General features: G+C 64.1%; 15 protein-coding genes. 11 read left to right on the top strand and 4 right to left on the bottom strand.

The genetic code is table 11. The features are described from left to right. Positions 1-2: 2 nt before the first annotated feature. Entirely contained in the window at positions 3-1,346 is a 1,344-nt protein-coding gene (locus tag PVE73_RS18445; RefSeq protein ID WP_277363638.1) for an MmgE/PrpD family protein, read from the bottom strand. Between the two features lie 212 nt (positions 1,347-1,558). Here PVE73_RS18445 and PVE73_RS18440 point away from each other — a divergent pair, with 212 nt between their 5' ends. From PVE73_RS18440 to PVE73_RS18425, 4 genes are read left to right on the top strand one after another with little or no spacing between them, the layout of a single operon-like run. Next, a complete protein-coding gene (locus PVE73_RS18440) occupies positions 1,559-2,341 on the top strand; it encodes an SDR family oxidoreductase (RefSeq protein ID WP_277363637.1) in 783 nt (260 codons plus the stop codon). A gap of 30 nt (positions 2,342-2,371) precedes the next feature. Beyond that, positions 2,372-3,286, top strand: a complete 915-nt coding sequence (locus tag PVE73_RS18435; protein WP_277363636.1) for an NAD(P)-dependent oxidoreductase — start codon at positions 2,372-2,374, stop codon at positions 3,284-3,286. Further along, the gene (locus PVE73_RS18430) at positions 3,287-4,639 is read left to right on the top strand and encodes an MmgE/PrpD family protein (RefSeq protein WP_277363635.1); all 1,353 of its coding nucleotides are present in this window, start codon (positions 3,287-3,289) and stop codon (positions 4,637-4,639) included. Then, positions 4,636-5,430: an SDR family oxidoreductase gene (locus PVE73_RS18425; RefSeq protein WP_277363634.1), complete on the top strand. Its 795-nt coding sequence runs from the start codon at positions 4,636-4,638 to the stop codon at positions 5,428-5,430. The genes PVE73_RS18430 and PVE73_RS18425 overlap by 4 nt, the downstream gene beginning before the upstream one ends. Before the next feature lie 220 nt (positions 5,431-5,650). On the opposite strand, the gene PVE73_RS18420 is transcribed toward PVE73_RS18425, so the two are convergent. The 3 genes from PVE73_RS18420 to PVE73_RS18410 all read right to left on the bottom strand — a co-directional run bounded on the left by PVE73_RS18420 (position 5,651) and on the right by PVE73_RS18410 (position 9,719). Beyond that, positions 5,651-7,315 (bottom strand): alpha-amylase family protein, encoded by a 1,665-nt coding sequence (locus PVE73_RS18420; protein WP_277363633.1) that lies wholly within the window; start codon positions 7,313-7,315, stop codon positions 5,651-5,653. Between the two features lie 6 nt (positions 7,316-7,321). Further along, positions 7,322-8,287, bottom strand: a complete 966-nt coding sequence (locus tag PVE73_RS18415) for a TIGR03885 family FMN-dependent LLM class oxidoreductase (protein ID WP_277363632.1) — start codon at positions 8,285-8,287, stop codon at positions 7,322-7,324. 283 nt (positions 8,288-8,570) lie between these two features. Further along, positions 8,571-9,719: an ROK family transcriptional regulator gene (locus tag PVE73_RS18410; RefSeq protein ID WP_277363631.1), complete on the bottom strand. Its 1,149-nt coding sequence runs from the start codon at positions 9,717-9,719 to the stop codon at positions 8,571-8,573. Between the two features lie 211 nt (positions 9,720-9,930). On the opposite strand from PVE73_RS18410, the gene PVE73_RS18405 reads away from it, so the two are divergent. The 7 genes from PVE73_RS18405 (at position 9,931) to PVE73_RS18375 (ending at position 17,098) form a co-directional block, all read left to right on the top strand. Continuing rightward, the gene (locus PVE73_RS18405; protein WP_277363630.1) at positions 9,931-11,241 is read left to right on the top strand and encodes an extracellular solute-binding protein; all 1,311 of its coding nucleotides are present in this window, start codon (positions 9,931-9,933) and stop codon (positions 11,239-11,241) included. Positions 11,242-11,297: 56 nt separating this feature from the next. After that, complete coding sequence (locus tag PVE73_RS18400) at positions 11,298-12,182, top strand: sugar ABC transporter permease (protein ID WP_277363629.1); 885 nt, start codon at positions 11,298-11,300, stop codon at positions 12,180-12,182. A gap of 4 nt (positions 12,183-12,186) precedes the next feature. After that, on the top strand, positions 12,187-13,095 hold the full coding sequence (locus PVE73_RS18395) for an ABC transporter permease subunit (protein ID WP_277363628.1): 909 nt from the start codon (positions 12,187-12,189) through the stop codon (positions 13,093-13,095). Then, positions 13,092-14,210 carry a sn-glycerol-3-phosphate ABC transporter ATP-binding protein UgpC gene (gene ugpC / locus PVE73_RS18390; RefSeq protein ID WP_277363627.1) on the top strand — a complete coding sequence of 373 codons (1,119 nt, stop codon included), beginning with the start codon at positions 13,092-13,094 and terminating at the stop codon, positions 14,208-14,210. Before PVE73_RS18395 ends, ugpC begins: the two co-directional genes overlap by 4 nt. Then, positions 14,203-15,036 carry a glycerophosphodiester phosphodiesterase family protein gene (locus PVE73_RS18385; protein ID WP_277363626.1) on the top strand — a complete coding sequence of 278 codons (834 nt, stop codon included), beginning with the start codon at positions 14,203-14,205 and terminating at the stop codon, positions 15,034-15,036. The genes ugpC and PVE73_RS18385 overlap by 8 nt, the downstream gene beginning before the upstream one ends. Then, a complete protein-coding gene (locus tag PVE73_RS18380; RefSeq protein ID WP_277363625.1) occupies positions 15,033-15,902 on the top strand; it encodes an inositol monophosphatase in 870 nt (289 codons plus the stop codon). Before PVE73_RS18385 ends, PVE73_RS18380 begins: the two co-directional genes overlap by 4 nt. A gap of 249 nt (positions 15,903-16,151) precedes the next feature. Next, positions 16,152-17,098, top strand: a protein-coding gene (locus tag PVE73_RS18375) for an IS630 family transposase (RefSeq protein ID WP_277362644.1) whose coding sequence is annotated in 2 segments (ribosomal slippage) — positions 16,152-16,488 and positions 16,488-17,098 — 948 coding nt in all. Because the reading frame shifts where the segments join, the coding sequence is not laid out codon by codon here. Positions 17,099-17,171: the final 73 nt, after the last annotated feature.

Genomic DNA, 17,171 nt, shown 5'->3' with positions numbered 1-17,171 from the left:
TTTCAAGCCTCTCCCGGCACCGACGCATCGACCAGCGCGCCGGCGCTCGGCAGTTCCGCGATCGCCCAGCATTGGCCGAGCAGACGCTCGACGTCCTCGGCGGAAAGGAGGCGGCATGCCTGGTCGCGGAATTTCTCCTCGAGCTGGGCATTGGAAAGGGGCCGCGCCAGATTGCCGAGCGAATGGGTGAGCGTCTTGGTGAGCACCCGGCCGTCCTGGAATTCTACCGTCATGGCGACCCCGTCCTCGGAGATTGCCGCATCCCCCTCGGCCACTGCGCTTTCGCGCACGCGGCGGATCTCCGGGTCGTTGACCGCCTCATCGGTATATTCCTGCAGGCCCGCCTTGCCGCGCACGAGACCGACCGCCGCGCCGTGCACGACGGAGAATTTGCCTTGCAGCCCCTTTGTGATGTCGCGCTTGCCGCAGAGGTCCATGACAAGCGGCGCCACGCGCAGCCTCACGGCCTTGACCGAACCCGGCGCCAGGCGGTGCTCGTGGTGGAGCTGGATAGCCGCGTCTATCGCCGGGTGGTTGACGATGCCGCAGGGAAACGGCTTGTAGGTATTCTCGCGCAGATCGAAGTCGCGGCCGAGGCCGTCCGTCAGCTTGGAAAGATCATAGCTGGCCGATTGCACCGCGGCGAAGCCGCGCGGCCCTTCGAGCGGATGGATGCCGGAGGTGAAGCCGTTCTGCGCGAGAAGAGCGGCCACGTAGCCGTTCTGCGCCGCACGGCCGGGATGGAAAGGCTTGCCCATGGAGCCGAACATCTCGCGCAGACCCGCTGCCTGCGTGGCGGCAAGCCCGATCGCGTGGATCATCTGCCCGGAATCCAGGCCGAGCAGCTTGCCGATGGCGACGGCGGCGCCAAAGACGCCGCATGTTCCGGTGCTGTGCCAGCCCGCATCATAGTGGGCCGGATACGTCGCATTGCCGACGCGCGACGTCACCTCGAAGCCGAGGATGAAGGCGTGCAGGAAATCCCGTCCCGAGACGGGATTGGCGCTCGCATAGGCAAAGAGCGCGGAGGCGACCGGAGAACTGGCGTGGATATAGTTTTTCGGCGTCGTGTCGTCATAGTCGTGGAAATGCGAGGTGATGCCGTTCATGAGCGCGGCATGAAGAGGGTCCGCCTTCTCCCGCCGGCCAACAATCGCGGCCGTCGGTTTGCCGAAGAACGGGGAGAAGGTCGCGATGGCGATATCGGTCCCTTCCTCCGGCGCACCGCCCATTGCGCAGCCGACGATATTCACGATCGCCCGCCGCGCCTCCGCAACAACATCCTCCGGCAGATCCTCGAATCGGCTGCCAACGATATAGTCCGCCATCTCTTTGGTTACATGCACTCGTCGGCTCCTCCTGGCTGGCAGTTTTGCCTTTCGACGCTGTCGGATGAAACATGCGCGGCAAGCACATCTATCCCAGGATATTATTGACAGTCAACATGATTGTATGATAGTATGCTTAGTGTGATAGCGGGACACATCCTCCAACGATCACACACTGCCCGAGGATCGCAACGGCGCCTTTGACGCGCCAGGGGACGGAAATCGGCACCATGGACAATGATAGAATCCCGGTGGCGCTAATCACTGGCGCCAGCCGCGGCCTCGGCAGGGCGATCGTGCTGAACTTTGCGGCAGCGGGCTACCGCGTGGCGCTCGCCGCCAGGGACAGGGCGGCGCTCGAGGATGTGGCAGGGCGAGCCGAAAGAACAGGCGCGCCCGAAAGCCTTGCGATCACCGTCGACCTGGCCCGGCCTGTTGCGCCGCAGGAGATGGTGAAAGAGACGGTCGGCCGGTTCGGCCGCCTCGACGTGCTCGTCAACAATGCCGGGGACACCAAACGCGGCGATTTTCTGGAGCTCTCCGACGAGGATCACCTTTCGGGCTTCGCGCTGAAATACCACGGCATGGTGCGCAGCTGCCGCAGTGCCTGGCCGCATCTGGAAAAAAGCGGTGGAGCGATCATCAACATCTCCGGCGTCGGCGCACAGACGCCCGAGCCTGCCTTCACCATCGGCGGTCCGGTCAATGCGGCCATCATCAATTTCTCCAAGGCCCTTGCCAAGCGATCGCGCGACGGGCGTCCGCGCGTCAACGTCGTCTGCCCCGGACACATCGTGACCGACCGTTTGCGCAAGCGCATCGCGGCCGTGGCCGAGCGCGAGGGGATCGGCCTGGAGGAGGCGCAGGAAAGGCTGCGCCAGTCGCTGGACATTGCGCGTTTCGGCGAGCCGGACGACATTGCCCGCATGGTCCGCTTTCTGGCGTCCAGCGAGGCGGCCTATGTGCACGGCGCGACCATAGTCGTGGACGGCGGCGCCACGCCCGGCATCTGACGGCATCGGTCACCAACGGAGAAGGTATTCATGGGACAGGCAATCTACGGGTTCGTGGGGCTCGGCAATATGGGCCGGCCGATGGCGCTCAACATTCTGCGGGCAGGCCATGATCTCGTGGTCCACGATCCGAACGACGATGCTGTGGCAGAGCTCGTCCGGGCAGGTGCCAGGCATGCATCCTCGGTTGCCGAACTCGGCGCGGAGGCAGATGCCGTGTTCCTGTCGCTCCCCACGCCCGAGGTGGTCCGGCAGGTCTGTTTGGGCGACGGAGGCCTTTCCGCGGCGAAGCGGACGCGTATCATCGTCGATCTCTCCACCACCGGTTCCGAAACCGAGGCGCAAGTGGCGGCCGGGCTTGCGGCAAAAGGCAAGATCCTGGTCGATTGCCCCGTGAGCGGCGGTGTCTCCGGGGCGGAGGCCGGCCGGCTCGCCCTTATGGCGGCCGGAGAGGCGGAGGCGGTCGAGGCGCTGAGGCCGGTGCTGGAGCTTCTGGGAAAGCTCTTCGTCGTCGGCACGGAGCCGGGCATGGGCCAGTCCATGAAGGTCATCAACAATCTCATGTCGACAACAGCGCTCACCATCTCCAGCGAGGCGCTGGTGCTGGGCGTGAAGTGCGGGCTCGACCCCGACCGCATGATCGAGGTGCTGAATGCCGGCAGCGGCCGTAACAGCGCGACGGAAAGGAAGATTCCCGACAACGTTCTGCCGCGTTCATTCGACTTCGGCTTCGCCATCGGCCTGTCTGCCAAGGATGCGCGCCTGTGCATCGAGGAGGCCGAGCGCCGCGGCGTCGACATGAAGGTGGGCAGAGCCGTCCAGCAGGTGCTGAACGCAACGCGTGACACGCTGGGCGCGGACGCGGACCTCACCACGGTGATCAAACTGGTCGAGGCACAGGCGGGCGTGGAGGTGCGCGGCGCGGCCGCGGGGGAGGGCAAGTAGATGGCTGAGATCGAGAGCGACATCGAGGAGACTCTCGCTCGGTTCGTGACCGGCCTTGCCTATGAGGACATTCCGGAGGCGGTGCGCCATCAGGCCCGGCGCGCCCTCGTCAACATTCTGGCCACCGGTTTCGCCGGCTGCCGCGAGGCGGCAATTGAAAAAGCATTCAAGGTGCTCTCCTCGTACAGCCCGCCCGGAAATGCCGTCCTGGTCGGCCGGGCGGAAAGATGCGATCCGCTGCTCGCCGCCTTTCTGAATGCCATGGCGGCCAATATCCACGACTACGACGACACCCATCCGCGCACGGTGATGCACCCTTCCGCGCCCGTCGTGCCGGCCTTGATGGCGCTGGCGCAGGAACAAAGGACGAGCGGGCGCGCCTTCCTGACGGCCTTCGTTGCGGGCGCCGAGGCCGAATGCCGGATCGGCAACGCCGTCTCGCCCGCCCACTATGCGCGCGGCTGGCACATCACCTCCACCTGCGGCGTGATCGGCAGCGCAATCGCGGCAAGCGCGCTGCTGCGCCTCGACAAGAGGGCGGCGGTCTCCGCGATCGGCAATGCGGCGGTGCAGGCCTGCGGCATGGTGCAGGCGTTGGGGACGATGTCGAAGAGCATCAGCGTCGGCAACGCCGCGCGGAACGGGCTGATTTCCGCGCATCTTGCACGGGAGGGGTTCACCGGGCCGGCGGACGTGCTGGACGGCGAGTTCGGCTTCATCAGACTCTACAGCGACACGCCGAACCCGGAGGAAGTGACAGAGGGGCTCGGCGAGCGCTGGGAATTCGCCTCCAACACCTATAAGCCCTACCCAGTCGGTGTGGTGCTCAACCCGGTGGTGGATGCCGCGCTCGAGTTGCGCGAGCAGGGTCTTGCCGATCCCGCCGCCGTCGAGAGGGTCACCATCCACGCTCATCCGCTTCTGCGCGAGCGCACGGACCGGCCGGACGTCGAAAGCGGCCGGCTTTCTCAGGTGAGCGCTCAGCACGCCTTCTCGATCGCCGTCTTGAAGGGAAGAGCGGGCGTGGCCGAGTTTTCCGATGGCGCCGTCGCCGAGACAAAGGGGCGCCGACCGCAGATCCGCTTCGTCGACGAGGCGGAGCGCGACATCTATTCCATCCAAATGCGGGTGGAAATGAACGACGGGAAGGTGTTCACCGCCGCGGTCGACGGCGCGCGCGGCTCCGCCGCCAATCCTATGAGCGACGATGATCTCTCGGAAAAGTTCCGCAGGCACGCCGAGTCCGTCGGCCTGCGCAACGTGGACAGCCTGCTCGAACGCTTTTGGCGCATCGACGAGAGCGAGGATTGCGGACGTATCTTCGCCGATTGCAGCGCGGAGGTGCGCGCATGACCGCACCCGTGTTGCAGGGTAGACGAGCGCTCGTCACCGGTTCGGTGTCCGGCCTCGGTTTCGCAATCGCAGCAAGGCTGGCCGAGGAGGGTGCCGATGTGGTCCTCCACGGGTTGGTGTCCCCGCGGGAAGGGCAGGTGAAGGTCGACCGGCTCTCGGAACAAACGGGCCGACGGGTCATCTTCGACGGAACGGATCTGGCGGACCCGAACGGCATAGAGCGTATGGTGGAGCGCATCCGCGCTGGGTTTGGCGATCCCGACATCCTGGTCAACAATGCCGTGGTGCGCCATTTCCACGCCATCGAGGACTTCCCCGGGACCGACTGGGAGCGCTCCATGGCCGTGAACGTCAATGCAGCCTTTCACCTGATCAGGCTCACGCTTGCCGCCATGAAGGCGAAAGGCTGGGGAAGGATAGTCAATCTCTCCTCGATCTATGGCAGCCGCGGCGCGGCTGAGCGCATCGACTACGTGACCAGCAAAACCGCGCTCCTCGGCATCACCCGGGCCGTGGCCATCGAGACAGCCGAGACCGGCGTGACCTGCAACGCCGTCTGCCCCGGGTCCGTGCTTTCGGAGCCGATTGCTGAAAAGATCGCCGCCATTGCCAGGCATGAAGGCGTCGCCGAGGCGGAGGCGCAGCGCGCCTATATCCGCAAACGCCACCCGACGGGACGTTTCGTCGAAGCGGAGAATGTGGGTGCCCTGATCGCCTTTCTCTGCGGCCCCCATTCCGCCGACCTCACCGGCGCCACTTTGCCCATGGACGGCGGCTGGCACGTGGCCTGAGCAATTCCAGCGAGGGAACAGCGGCCGCATCGGTGCTCCGTGCGAGCCGTTGTCCGACATCACGTGCTCGATACGGATGCCCGGCTCTGCAAGAATAGGCGCTGGCCGGCTTCAAGGAGACGCCAGCGCTCTCCTTCCCCTGGGGCGGGCATGACCTGGACGAAAGCGACGGGCGAGGCATCGCCCAACGCGGCGGAAACGCAGCTTTGCAGCCGCCTTCTCAGGCGGGAGTGTCCGCGTCGGTACGCGGAATGCGAAACCATCTGTAGTCGTAGCCTCCCACCTCGATGGTGACGGTTCCATCCTTCTCGACGGCAAAGCTGCCGTCGCCGAAGAGATCGACGAGACCGTGCGAGGCAACCTGACCGGGATTGAAAGAGATCCGGTGGGATTTGCCGCTCAGATTGTGGATCGTGAGGACGGAGCGCTCTCCCCAATCATGCCGCAGCGCCAGGATCGCGGCTTGGGGCACCGGCACCAGGCTCCAGGCCCCGAAGACGATCTCCGGCGTTTCGCGTCGCCGGCGGATCAGGTGCTCCATCCAGTTCAGGAGCGAATCGCCGTCGCGCTGCTGGTCGGCGACGTTGACCTTGGGCGGACCCCACCGTTTGCTCTCGACCACGGGCCGGCACAGCTCGTCGGGTGGCGCTGTTGAAAACCCGCCATTTGGGCCCGTCGTCCACTGCATCGGCGCGCGCACGCTCATGCGGCCGGGAATCTCCAGGTTTTCCGCCATGCCGATTTCCTCGCCATAGAACAGAACCGGCGCTCCCGGCAGCGCAAAGGCCAAGCTGTAGGCCATACGTATGCGCGCCTGATTGCCGTTTAGCATTGTCGGAAGCCGGCGGCGGAGGCCTCGGCCGAAAAGCTGCATATCCTCCTTCGGGCCGAACGCGCGGAAGACCTCCTGCCGTTCCGCCTCCGTCAGTTTGTCAAGCGACCACTCGTCATGATTGCGGATGAAGTTGGCCCATGCCGCGTCGGCTGGTAGCGACGGCATGGCCCGCAAATTATGGACCAGCGCCCCCGCATCCTCGCGCACGAGCGCCAGCGCCTGGTTGAGGTTGAAGTTGAGGCACATGTGCAGTTCGTCGCCGCTCTCGTCTCCGAAGAAGCGGCGCACGGCTTCATATTCGAGATTGACCTCGCCCAAGAGTACGGCATCGCCGCGCCGGCGCCCGAGAAAGCTGCGAAGATCGCGCAGCCAGTCGTGTGGCGCGATCTCCATCGGGCGCTCTATCCCCGAGGTCTCGAGGAGAAAGGGGACTGCATCGACGCGAAAGCCGGAAAGGCCGATCTCGAGCCAGAAGCCGACAATCCTGCGGATCTCCTCGCGCACCTTGGGATTGGCGATGTTGAGGTCCGGCTGGTGCTTGTAGAAGCGATGCAGGTAATATTGGCCCGCCTCCTCGTCCCATTCCCAATTGCTGTTTTCCTTGTCGGGGAAGACGAGGTCGCTGGGGCCGCCCTCGGGGATCTCGTCGCTCCAGATGTACCAGTCCCGGTAGGGTGAGTTGCGGTCCGATCGCGCGGACTTGAACCATGGATGTTCCTTGGACGTGTGGTTCACCACCAGGTCCGCGATCACGCGCATGCCACGGTCGCGCGCGGTGCGTACGAATTCAACGAACTCGCCCATGTTGCCCAGAAGCGGATCGACCGAATAATAGTCGATGATGTCGTAGCCATCGTCGCGGTTCGGGCTGGGATAGAACGGCATCAGCCAGAGGCAGGTGACCCCGAGACCGGCCAGATAGTCGACCTGCCTCGCCAGCCCCACGAAGTCGCCGATGCCGTCTCCGTTCCCGTCCTGGAAGGTCTCTACGTCCAGGCAATAGAAGACCGCGTTCTTCCACCAGACGTCGCTCGTGCGGCTGATATCCATCGACGTTCATCCCTTGGCGAAGGCGGGAAGCACCCGGGAACCGAACTCTTCGATGAAATCCCGCTGCTCCACGCCGACGTGGTGGAGGTAAATCCCGTCGAAGCCGAGATCGGCGAAGCCGCCGATCCAATCGACGAAGCGGTTCGGATCCGACGAGATCAAGACGCTCCCACGCATGTCTTCCTTTCGCACGAAGCGCGAGGCTTCGTCGAAATGCTGCGGCAGTTCCAAGTCCCAGCAGACCGGTGGCGCAAAGATGTTCGAACGCCACTGCTCGTAGGCAAGGTCGAGCGCTGCATTCTCGCTGTGGGCATAGGCGAGGTGGACCTGGAGGTAGAGAGGTTTCCCCTCTCCGCCGCCCTCGTGGAATGCGTCGATCATTCGTTGCAGATGCTCGTGCGACTGGTTGACGGTGATCAGACCATCGGCCCAGCTCGCGGCCCATCGCGCGGTCTCCACGCTTACGGCTGCGCCTATCAGCCGGGGCGTCTCGTCTGGCAGGCTCCAGAGCCTGGCTCGGTCCACTTTGATGAGCCCATCATGGCTCACGGTCTCACCTGCGAACAATGCACGCATGACCGCGACGCATTCGGCCAGTCGGTCATTGCGGACGGGCTTTGGAGGCCAACGGTCTCCCGTGATGTGCTCGTTCGAGGCTTCACCGGTGCCGCATGCCAGCCAAAAGCGGCCGGGGAACATCTGGCACAGTGTGGCGGCGGCCTGAGCAACGATCGCCGGATGGTAACGCTGGCCAGGCGCGGTGACCACGCCGAAAGACAGGGATGTGGCTTGCAAACCGGCACCAAGCCAGGACCAGGCGAAGCCGGACTGGCCCTGTCGCTCGCTCCAGGGCGAGAAGTGATCCGACGACATCGCAGCGCGGAAGCCCGCGGACTCTGCCAGCTTAACCGCATCGAGCAGTGACTTCGGGTCGATCTGCTCATGCGAGGCGTGAAAGCCGATAACGGGCATTGACCCTCCGACACATGTTGCCCATCGCCTATGGATGGCGAACGGTGCGCCGCTACTTCGACAAAAACTGCTGGTGCAAGAACGATGACGGCCAAAGTCGGTTCCGGAAGCCGAACACTTGTGCTCGCAGCCCCAGCAATTCTGCTTATGCGTTGACTGCAGGTTGGCGGCGATGCGAGCCTTCCGGATGGTGGGCAGTTTCGGTCTCGCCGCGAGCTGCGGTGAGCTTGGCGATTCCTGGCCGGGTGCCCCTGCTGTTGTGCGATTGCCGTTCGTATCCCTGCTAGTACAACACCGCCTTGAATGGTGCGACGGCGGCGCCGAGAGCGGAAGCATCCCCTTTGATCTCGCTGACGATGAGCTTCGGAAAGGGGCGCGGCACGCCATAGCGGGGGCTGCCGAAAATCCGCGTGCGTGCGATCAGCATATGGGCGAGATCGGGCGGCACCTGCCCCCCGAAGACGATCGCCTGCGGATCGAAGATCGCGTAAATGGCATTGATCAGCCGGATATAGGCCGGTGTGACCTCATCCACCCATTGCGCAACACCCGGCCAGTTGGCCTCGAAATGCTGCCGCATATAGCTGATCGAAGGCACGTCCACGCCGTTCTCGCGCAGGCGCTCGATCAGATATTGCAGCGCCGGCCGGCGTTTGTTTTCCTCCTCGTCATAGATGCCGCTGAACTCACCGGCATTGCCGTTGCCGCCCAGAAGCAGTTCTCCCTCGTGGATCAACCCGCCGCCGAAGCCGTAATTGAAGGAGAGATAGGCAAGGTGCCGCACGTGGCGGCCCGCCCCGAACATGGCTTCGGCGATCGCTCCCGTATTGGCGCCGTTGTGCACCCACACGGGCTTGCCGAAGCGCTCGGCAAGCAGCGGCCCAAGCTCGATCAGAGACCATTCATGGAGGGGGAGGGGGGCGTTGTAGCGCGTGCCGCCCACATGATAGCCGGCAATGGCGAAGCCGACGCCAAGCCAGGCCTCACGGGTGAGGCCGAGTTTTCGCCGCTGCTCGGTCACGTGCTCGTGCACTCGGTCGAGCGACTGGCCCATCGGCTCGCCGGCGAGCGGCACCGTGCTTTGCGCCAGAACGCTCCCGGCCATGTCGATGAGGCAGATGCCGATGATGTCGGTGTTGACTGAAATGCCCACCGAGTAGGCAAAGGCGCCATTGGGCCGGAGTGTAGGGCTGGGCTGCCCGCGGCCGGGCTTCGGCGCTCCCAGCAGCAGCATCCCGCGTTCCGTCAGCTGGTCGATGATGCGGTAGACAGACTGCTGTGTGAGGTCCACATGGGCCGTAATCTCGGAGCGGGAAATGCCAGGATTGCGCCAGATGAGGCGCAGGATGGCCCGCTCATTGGGGGAGGCCACCCCGTTTTCGGTTTCGCGCAGGAAGTGCCGCGCGATCAGCGCCTCGGGATCGTAGCTCATGCGTCGCCTCCATCATGGCCCGGATAGTTACTGGGAGTGTGTAGTAATTTCCAGCTTCGCGGCGATTATGCACTTCTGATGAAGCTCCTCTGAGAAGTCGATGTCGTCGTCCGTCACATATTTGTTACACGTAAAGTGTAAGTAGTGACGTGCGTCATCTGCAGACGCCAGAATTTCGGCTTATCCCCCTTCTGAGGAACAGGAGAACGAAATGCCATTCCCGAAAACCGCGGTCCTCTCGGCCGCACTCATGACGGCTGCCGGCCTGGCGCATGGGGCCGAGATCGAATTCTGGTACGGCAACACGGGCAATGTCGAGACGGCCATTCTCGACGCCTGCGAGGCTTTCAACGCTGCCCAGAGCGAGCACGAGGTGATCTGCGTCGGCCAGGGAGGCTACGAGGTGGGCATGCAGAAGGCGATTGCCGCCTACCGTTCAGGCCAGCACCCCCTGCTCATCCAGTTCTTCGACGCCGGCACGCTTGACCTGATGCTCTCCGGTGCGGTGGTGCCCGTAGAGGAACTCATGCCCGACATCGACTGGGACGGCTACATCGCCGGCGCCCGTGCCTATTACGAAACCTCTGACGGGCGGCTGTTTTCGCAGCCCTATAATTCCTCCACGCTTCTCTTCTACACCAACAAGACCCAACTCGAAGAAGCCGGCATCAACGAGACGCCGAGCACCTGGGAGGAGGTGATCGCCGCCGCCCGCAAGCTCAAGGAGGCGGGGCATGATTGCCCTTTCGTAACCGACGCCCATCCCTGGCGCGTGCTTGAGCAGTTCGCCGCCCGCCACGGTCTGCCCATCGCGTCGAAGCACAACGGCTATGACGGGCTCGACGCCGAATACATCTTCAACCGGGGACTCATTGCCGAACATCTGACCAATCTCGCCTCATGGCGCGGGGAGGGGCTGGTCAGGCTCAATCCCGACACCAAGGCTGGCGACTATGCTGCGGCGTTCAATTCCGGCGAATGCGCGATGATGGAAGGGTCGTCCGGTTCCTATGCGGCGGCCAAGGCGGCTTTCGGCGATCAGTACGAGATTACGGTCACCATGGCGCCGATGTATGAGGGCCACGACCGTCACAACACGCTGGTCGGCGGCGCCTCGATCTGGGTGATGAAGGGCCATGAGGAAGCCGAAATCGAGGCGGCCAAAGCCTTCCTCGATTTCCTTCGCCAGCCTGAACAGCAACTCGCCTTCACCGCGGCCACCGGCTACGTTCCGGTCACCCTCGATGCGCTTGAGGCACTCAAGGCCAGCGGCAAAGCCGACGCGCCGGAATTCGCCACTGCCTCGGTCGGCATCGACACGATGAACCAGCCGGCGACCGAGGACAGCCGCGGCATCCGCCTCGGATTCTATGTGCAATTCCGCGACATCTTCATGGAAGAGGCCCAGAAGGCGTTCAACGGCGACCAGACGATGCAGGAAGCGCTCGACCGCGCCAAGGCGCGCGGCGATGAACTTCTGCGCCGTTTCGAGCAGACCTACCAAGGCGCCAGCCTGAACTGAGCACGCGACTCCCTGGCCGGCGCGCCCGCGCCGGCCACCTTCTTGAGGGGCACTGGATGAGAAATGCCTTCTTCCGCAATCGCTGGCTGCCTTTCTGGCTGGCGAGCCCGCAATTGCTGGTCATGTTTCTCTTTTTCTACCTGCCGGTTTTCCTGGCCTTCTTCTGGTCCTTTCATCTGGAGCGTCCGTTCGGCGGGGGCTCGCAATTCGTGGGCTGGGCGAATTTCCAGCGCGTTCTGGCGGATCAGGAATTCTGGGGCGCACTGCGGCGCACGGTGGTGTACATGCTGCTCGCCTCCGGCAGTTCGATCCTTGTGGCCCTGATCCTCGCACTGGCTGCTGACCGGGCGGTGCGTCTTTCCCCGCTGGCACGCAATCTCCTGATCTGGCCCAAGGCCGTGGCAACCGCTTCGGTGGGCGTGATCTTCCTGTTCATCTTCAACCCGTTCCTGGGCTTGCTTGCGCCCCTGAACGAGGTCTTTCCGGGTATCTGGAACCCGCGCATCAATCCGATGCACACATGGATCATGATCTATATCGCCAACATCTGGTCGGCGATCCCCTTCACCTTCATCATCCTGCTGACGGGCCTGCAGGCCATGCCCGAGACGTTGCACAAGGCGGCGGCGATGGACGGCGCCGGCCCGTGGCGGCGGCTTTGGGACATCCAGCTACCGCTTCTGACGCCGCAACTCTTCGTCGCGCTGGTGCTGGAGGTGGCCGACAGCCTGTCCGGCTCTTTCGGCCTCATCGACACCATGACCCAGGGCGGACCGGGCGGTGCCACCAACATGCTGGTCTACAAGATCTATGTGGACGGCTTCAAAGCCTACGATCTTTCAGGCGCGGCAACGCAAACGGCGATGCTGATGGTCGTCGTCGCCGGTATCACCGCCCTGCAATATCTCCTTCTCGAAAAACGCGTGCAATACGAGCGCTAAATTGATGATTGAAAACACGCGTTCGATCGATCGTGCCGCGACGATCCTGCTCCTCCTGGGTTCGGTGTTCGTGCTTCTGCCGCTGGCCTTCGTGGCGATCACCGCCACCCAGAGCTACCAGGACTTCCTGCGCAACAATTTCTCGCTGCGGCCGGGACTTCACTTGTGGGACAACGTGGCCGCCGTCTGGTCGCTGACGGACCTGCCCCGGCAGATCATGAACAGCGTGATCGTGGCGACGCTGGTCTCGGGCGGCAAATGCTTTCTCGCCTTCACCACCGCCTATGCGGTCGTCTTCTTCAGGACGCGATACGTGCCGCTGGTCTATGCGGCGGTCGTCGCCTCGATCATGTTGCCGATCGAACTGAGGGTTATCACCGTCTATCAGGTGGCATCCAACGTGGCTCTGCCGCTGAACGCGGTCGCCAATATGGGCGGGCTCTGGACCGTACTCTTCGGTACGCCGCTTGACCTGCAACTGAATGCGCTGGACAGCTATGCGGGCATCGCCCTGCCGTTGATGGCGCAGGGCGCCGGCACGCTGATCCTGGTGCAGTTCTTCAAGACGCTGCCGCGTGATCTCGCCCGGGCGGCGACGATGGATGGGGCAGGACCGCTGCGCTTCATGACGGACATGCTCCTGCCGCTGTCGAAGGGCCCCCTCGTGAGCCTCTTCATCTATTTCTTCATCGGCGGATGGGTGGATTACATGTGGCCGCTGGTGGCTGCCTCCTCGCCCGAGATGCAGACGGCCGTCGTCGGCCTGGCGCGGCTGGGACCGGGCATGGAGGAAGACATTCCCAACTACCCCCTCGAAATGACCGGCGCGATCATGGTCACCGTGATCCCGCTGGTGCTGATCGCCCTGACCCAGCGCCGGATCGTGCGCGGCCTGGCCCTTTCGGAGAAATGAGAATGGCGCAAGCATCTCGTGCGGCCGGCATATCGCTCGCCGGATTGACCAAGTCCTATGACGGCACGGTTGTCATTCCCGAATTGAGCGCCGAGATGGCGGGCGGCGAGTTCACTGTGATCCTCGGCCCGTCGGGCTGCGGCAAATCCACGCTCCTGAACATGATCGCGGGCCTGGAGCCCGTGAGCGGGGGCACCATCCGCTTCGGCGAACGTGAGGTGCAGGACTTGGAGCCCAAGCATCGCGGCTGCGCCATGGTTTTCCAGAACTATGCGCTCTATCCGCATATGAGCGTCTTCAGGAATATTGCCTACAGCCTCAAGGTTGCCGGTCTCTCCGAGGTCGAGCAGAGCGAGCGTGTCGGGCGCGTGGCCAAGATGCTCGGGCTTACCGACCTGCTCGACCGCAAGCCGAGCCAGCTTTCGGGCGGCCAGCGCCAGCGCGTGGCCATCGGCCGGGCCATCGTGCGCGAGCCCTCGGTGCTGCTTTTCGACGAGCCGCTCAGCAATCTCGACGCGCAATTGCGCCATGACATGCGCATTGAGCTTGCCGAGCTGCACCGGCGGATCGGCGCAACGACCGTGTTCGTCACGCACGATCAGGTCGAGGCCATGACCCTGGCCGACCGCATTCTTGTCCTGAACAAGGGCCGCATCGAGCAATTCGACACGCCGAGGGAGATCTATCATCGCCCCGCTTCCGAGTTCGTCGCGCGGTTCATAGGCGCCCCGCCCATGAACATCCTGTCCGTCACCGGCAACGGCACCGGGCTCCGGGTGCCCGATGGGCCGCTGCTTGTCCCCTCATCCCGGCGTGGTGACTTCCGCTTGGGGATCCGCCCCGAGGACGTCACGCTTGGCGCCCGCCTCCCGGACGGCATCCCCGTCACGCTCGTCCATCGCGAGGACCTGGGTTCGCACAATGTCGTCACCGTGCGCCTGGACGGCGGGGCTGAGCTGCGCGTCACCCTGCCTTTCGGCAGCGATCTCGACGAGAGCCGCCATCTCTTCATCGTCCTGCCGCGCCACCGCCTGCATCTTTTCGAGCCCGGAAGCGGCCGGGCCATTCGCAATGCCTTCGAGGATATCGGGGCAAGAAAGGAAGAACATGTCTGACTACGTCGACTTCATCGCTGATCCCAAGCGGGGATGCGCCATCGCGGCCCATCGCGGCGCGTGGCATGCCGCATCCGAAAACAGCGTTGAGGCCATCGAGAATGCCATTGCGGCGGGTTATGAGATTGTCGAGATCGACGTCAGGCAAAGCGCCGACGGGCACCTGTTCCTGATGCATGACGAGACGCTCGAGCGCATGGCGGGCCGCGCAGAGGTGGCCGAACGCCTCGGGATCGCGGAGCTGAAGGCCATCCGCCTGCGCGAGGCCGATGGTGGGGAAGGGCGGGCGACGACGAGTGCCACCATCCCGACTTTGCGCGAGGCGCTGGAGGTCGCGCGAGGGCGCATCTTCGTGGATCTGGATTTGAAGGACCGCGATCTGATGCCGCGCGTCATAACAGACGTGGTGGATATGGGCATGGGGTCCCAGGTGGACGTCAAGGCGCGCGTGGACAGCTCCGAGGCGCGGCAATGGCTCGCCGGGATGGGGGACATGCGCGGCGTGCCTTTCATGGCCATGGCGCGCTTTGCGAACGGCAACGCGGCGGAGCTGACCGACGTGCTTGAGGCCATGGCGCCCTTCATGTGCGAAACCAAGTTCGACAGGATCGAAACCATTGCCGAGCGCAAACTGCGCTTTGCCGATGCCCGCATCGCGATCTGGGTCAACACGCTCGATCCGGTTTCCTGCTGCGGCTTGACGGACAGTGCTGCTCTTGCCGATCCTACCCAAGTTTGGGGGCGACTCATTGATGCGGGCGTCAGCGTCATCCAGACCGACGCGCCCGAGGCGCTTCAGTCCTATCTTCGGGAGACCGGCCGTTGACGCCAATTTCCGATGCAGACCTGGAATCGGTGATGGCCGACATGCGGGCGGCGGCGCTCGAGGAGGTACTGCCTCGGTTCCTGAGGCTTCAAAGCGGTGAGGTGCGAGCCAAGACGACCGCCGACGACCTGGTGACGGATGCTGATCTCGGTGCCGAGCGCATGCTTTCGGAGGCGCTTGCCCGTCGCTTCCCCGGCGCGACCGTGATCGGCGAGGAAGCTGTTTCTTCCGATCCGGATCGGCTTGGCCGGATCGGTGCAGCCCCGCTTGCGATCGTCATCGATCCGGTCGACGGCACGTGGAACTTTGCCAATGGCCTACCGATCTTCGGCATGATGGTTGGCTTGGTGGTGGGCGATGAACCGATTGCCGGCCTCATCCACTATCCCTTGACCGCCGATTTCATCCTCGCGCGGCGTGGCGGCGGAGCCTGGCATGTCGCCCCGGATGGCGCACGCCGCCGGCTGGAAGTTGCTCCGCCGCGGCCGATTGCCGACATGTCGGGCGTGGTCTGCCTGCCGCAGCTGGCACCGCATGAGCAGGCCGTGATCGCACCCAACCTGCCGGCCTTTCGGCGGGTGACGAACTACCGGTGTTCGGCCTACGAATACCGGCTTCTGGCCCAGGGGAGCATCGACTTCGTCATGAACGCTTCGCTGCAACCGTGGGATCATGTGGCCGGCCATCTCATTCATCAGGAGGCAGGCGGTCACGCCGCCATCCTGCCAGGGATTGGCTATCGTCCATCGATGACCGAGGGGCGGCTTCTGCTGGCTGCCAGCGAGGTGAGCTGGCGCGAGATAGGCCGCACTCTCGGCCTGTTGCCAGCCATTTCGGGAGGAGCATTTGCGCCTTTGAAGGCATGATCGATGCCGTAGACGGCTCCGCCTGCAAAAAGCTCCATGCGCGATCCGCGAACAAGCGTGCCGCGTTGAATTCGCCGGTGTCCAGGAAGGTTTCGAGCACGTCCCGACAAGGCCCGATATCGATGTCGTTCTGCTTCAACCAGTCCGAGTCGTACTAGAGCGGTTCCGGTTGTGTCTGAATCGAAGGGGGATTCCGATTTCGGAGGTTTTGTGATTCAAGATGCTGGCTGGAGTGGAGGCCAGCATGGGATGACGCGACCTCTTTCGAATGATCTGCGTGAACGTGTTGTTGGGGCGGTCGAGGCCGGCGAGAGCTGCCGGTCGGTGGCGGCTCGTTTCGGCGTTGCCGTCTCGTCGGCGGTGAAGTGGTCTCAGCGCTACCGTGCGAGCGGGTCTGTGGCGCCGGGCAAGATGGGCGGGCACCGCAAGCGCGTGCTGGAGCCGCACCGTGCCTTCATCGCCGAGCGGATCAGCCAGACGCCGCATCTGTCGCTGCACAAGCTGAAGGAAGAGCTGGCGGCGCGCGGCGTGAAGGTGTCGCACGATACGGTGTGGCGGTTCCTGCGCCGCGAGGGGCTTCGGTTCAAAAAACGCTGTTCGCCCTTGAGCAGGCTCGTGCCGACATCGCCCGCCGGCGGCAACGCTGGCGTTCTTGGCAGTCCGGTCTCGATCCGACACGGCTGGTGTTCATCGACGAGACCTGGATCAAGACCAACATGGCGCCGCTGCGGGGCTGGGGACCACGCGGCAAGCGCCTGCGCGGCTTTGCCCCGCACGGCCACTGGCGCACGCTGACCTTCCTCGGCGCTTTGCGCCATGACCGGCTGACGGCGCCTTGCGTCTTCGATGGACCGATCAACGGCCAGTGCTTCCGCGCCTATGTCGAGCAGCAGCTCGTGCCGGTGCTTGAACCGGGCGACATCGTCGTCATGGACAATCTCGGCTCGCACAAGTCGGCCGCCGTCCGGCAGATGATCAAAGCCGCCGGCGCAAGGCTCTGGTATCTGCCCCCATACTCGCCCGACCTCAATCCGATCGAGCAGGCCTTCGCCAAGATCAAGCATTGGATGCGCGCGGCTCAGAAGCGGACCATCGAGGAGACATGGCGGCACATCGGCGGCCTCGTCTCCTTAATCCAGCCCAGTGAATGCAGCAACTACTTCGTCAATGCAGGATACGCTTCCGTCAAAACCTGAAAGGCTCTAGGTGGAGGAGTAGCGGTTTTGTCACGAGGTCCACCATATCGTCACCCGCCCGAAGGCTTTGTCG

Source organism: Chelativorans sp. AA-79 (assembly GCF_029457495.1).
In the GTDB taxonomy this organism is placed as follows: Bacteria; Pseudomonadota; Alphaproteobacteria; order Rhizobiales; family Rhizobiaceae; genus Chelativorans.
This window is presented reverse-complemented; position numbering and strand designations above follow the sequence as displayed.

Bases quoted from the DNA above. Each gene is read 5' to 3' on its own strand.
- PVE73_RS18440 (WP_277363637.1), top strand. From the start codon at position 1,559: ATGGACAATGATAGAATCCCGGTGGCGCTAATCACTGGCGCCAGCCGC.
- PVE73_RS18435 (WP_277363636.1), top strand. From the start codon at position 2,372: ATGGGACAGGCAATCTACGGGTTCGTGGGGCTCGGCAATATGGGCCGG.
- PVE73_RS18430 (WP_277363635.1), top strand. From the start codon at position 3,287: ATGGCTGAGATCGAGAGCGACATCGAGGAGACTCTCGCTCGGTTCGTG.
- PVE73_RS18425 (WP_277363634.1), top strand. From the start codon at position 4,636: ATGACCGCACCCGTGTTGCAGGGTAGACGAGCGCTCGTCACCGGTTCG.
- PVE73_RS18420 (WP_277363633.1), bottom strand. From the start codon at position 7,315: ATGGATATCAGCCGCACGAGCGACGTCTGGTGGAAGAACGCGGTCTTC.
- PVE73_RS18415 (WP_277363632.1), bottom strand. From the start codon at position 8,287: ATGCCCGTTATCGGCTTTCACGCCTCGCATGAGCAGATCGACCCGAAG.
- PVE73_RS18410 (WP_277363631.1), bottom strand. From the start codon at position 9,719: ATGAGCTACGATCCCGAGGCGCTGATCGCGCGGCACTTCCTGCGCGAA.
- PVE73_RS18405 (WP_277363630.1), top strand. From the start codon at position 9,931: ATGCCATTCCCGAAAACCGCGGTCCTCTCGGCCGCACTCATGACGGCT.
- PVE73_RS18400 (WP_277363629.1), top strand. From the start codon at position 11,298: ATGAGAAATGCCTTCTTCCGCAATCGCTGGCTGCCTTTCTGGCTGGCG.
- PVE73_RS18395 (WP_277363628.1), top strand. From the start codon at position 12,187: ATGATTGAAAACACGCGTTCGATCGATCGTGCCGCGACGATCCTGCTC.
- ugpC (WP_277363627.1), top strand. From the start codon at position 13,092: ATGAGAATGGCGCAAGCATCTCGTGCGGCCGGCATATCGCTCGCCGGA.
- PVE73_RS18385 (WP_277363626.1), top strand. From the start codon at position 14,203: ATGTCTGACTACGTCGACTTCATCGCTGATCCCAAGCGGGGATGCGCC.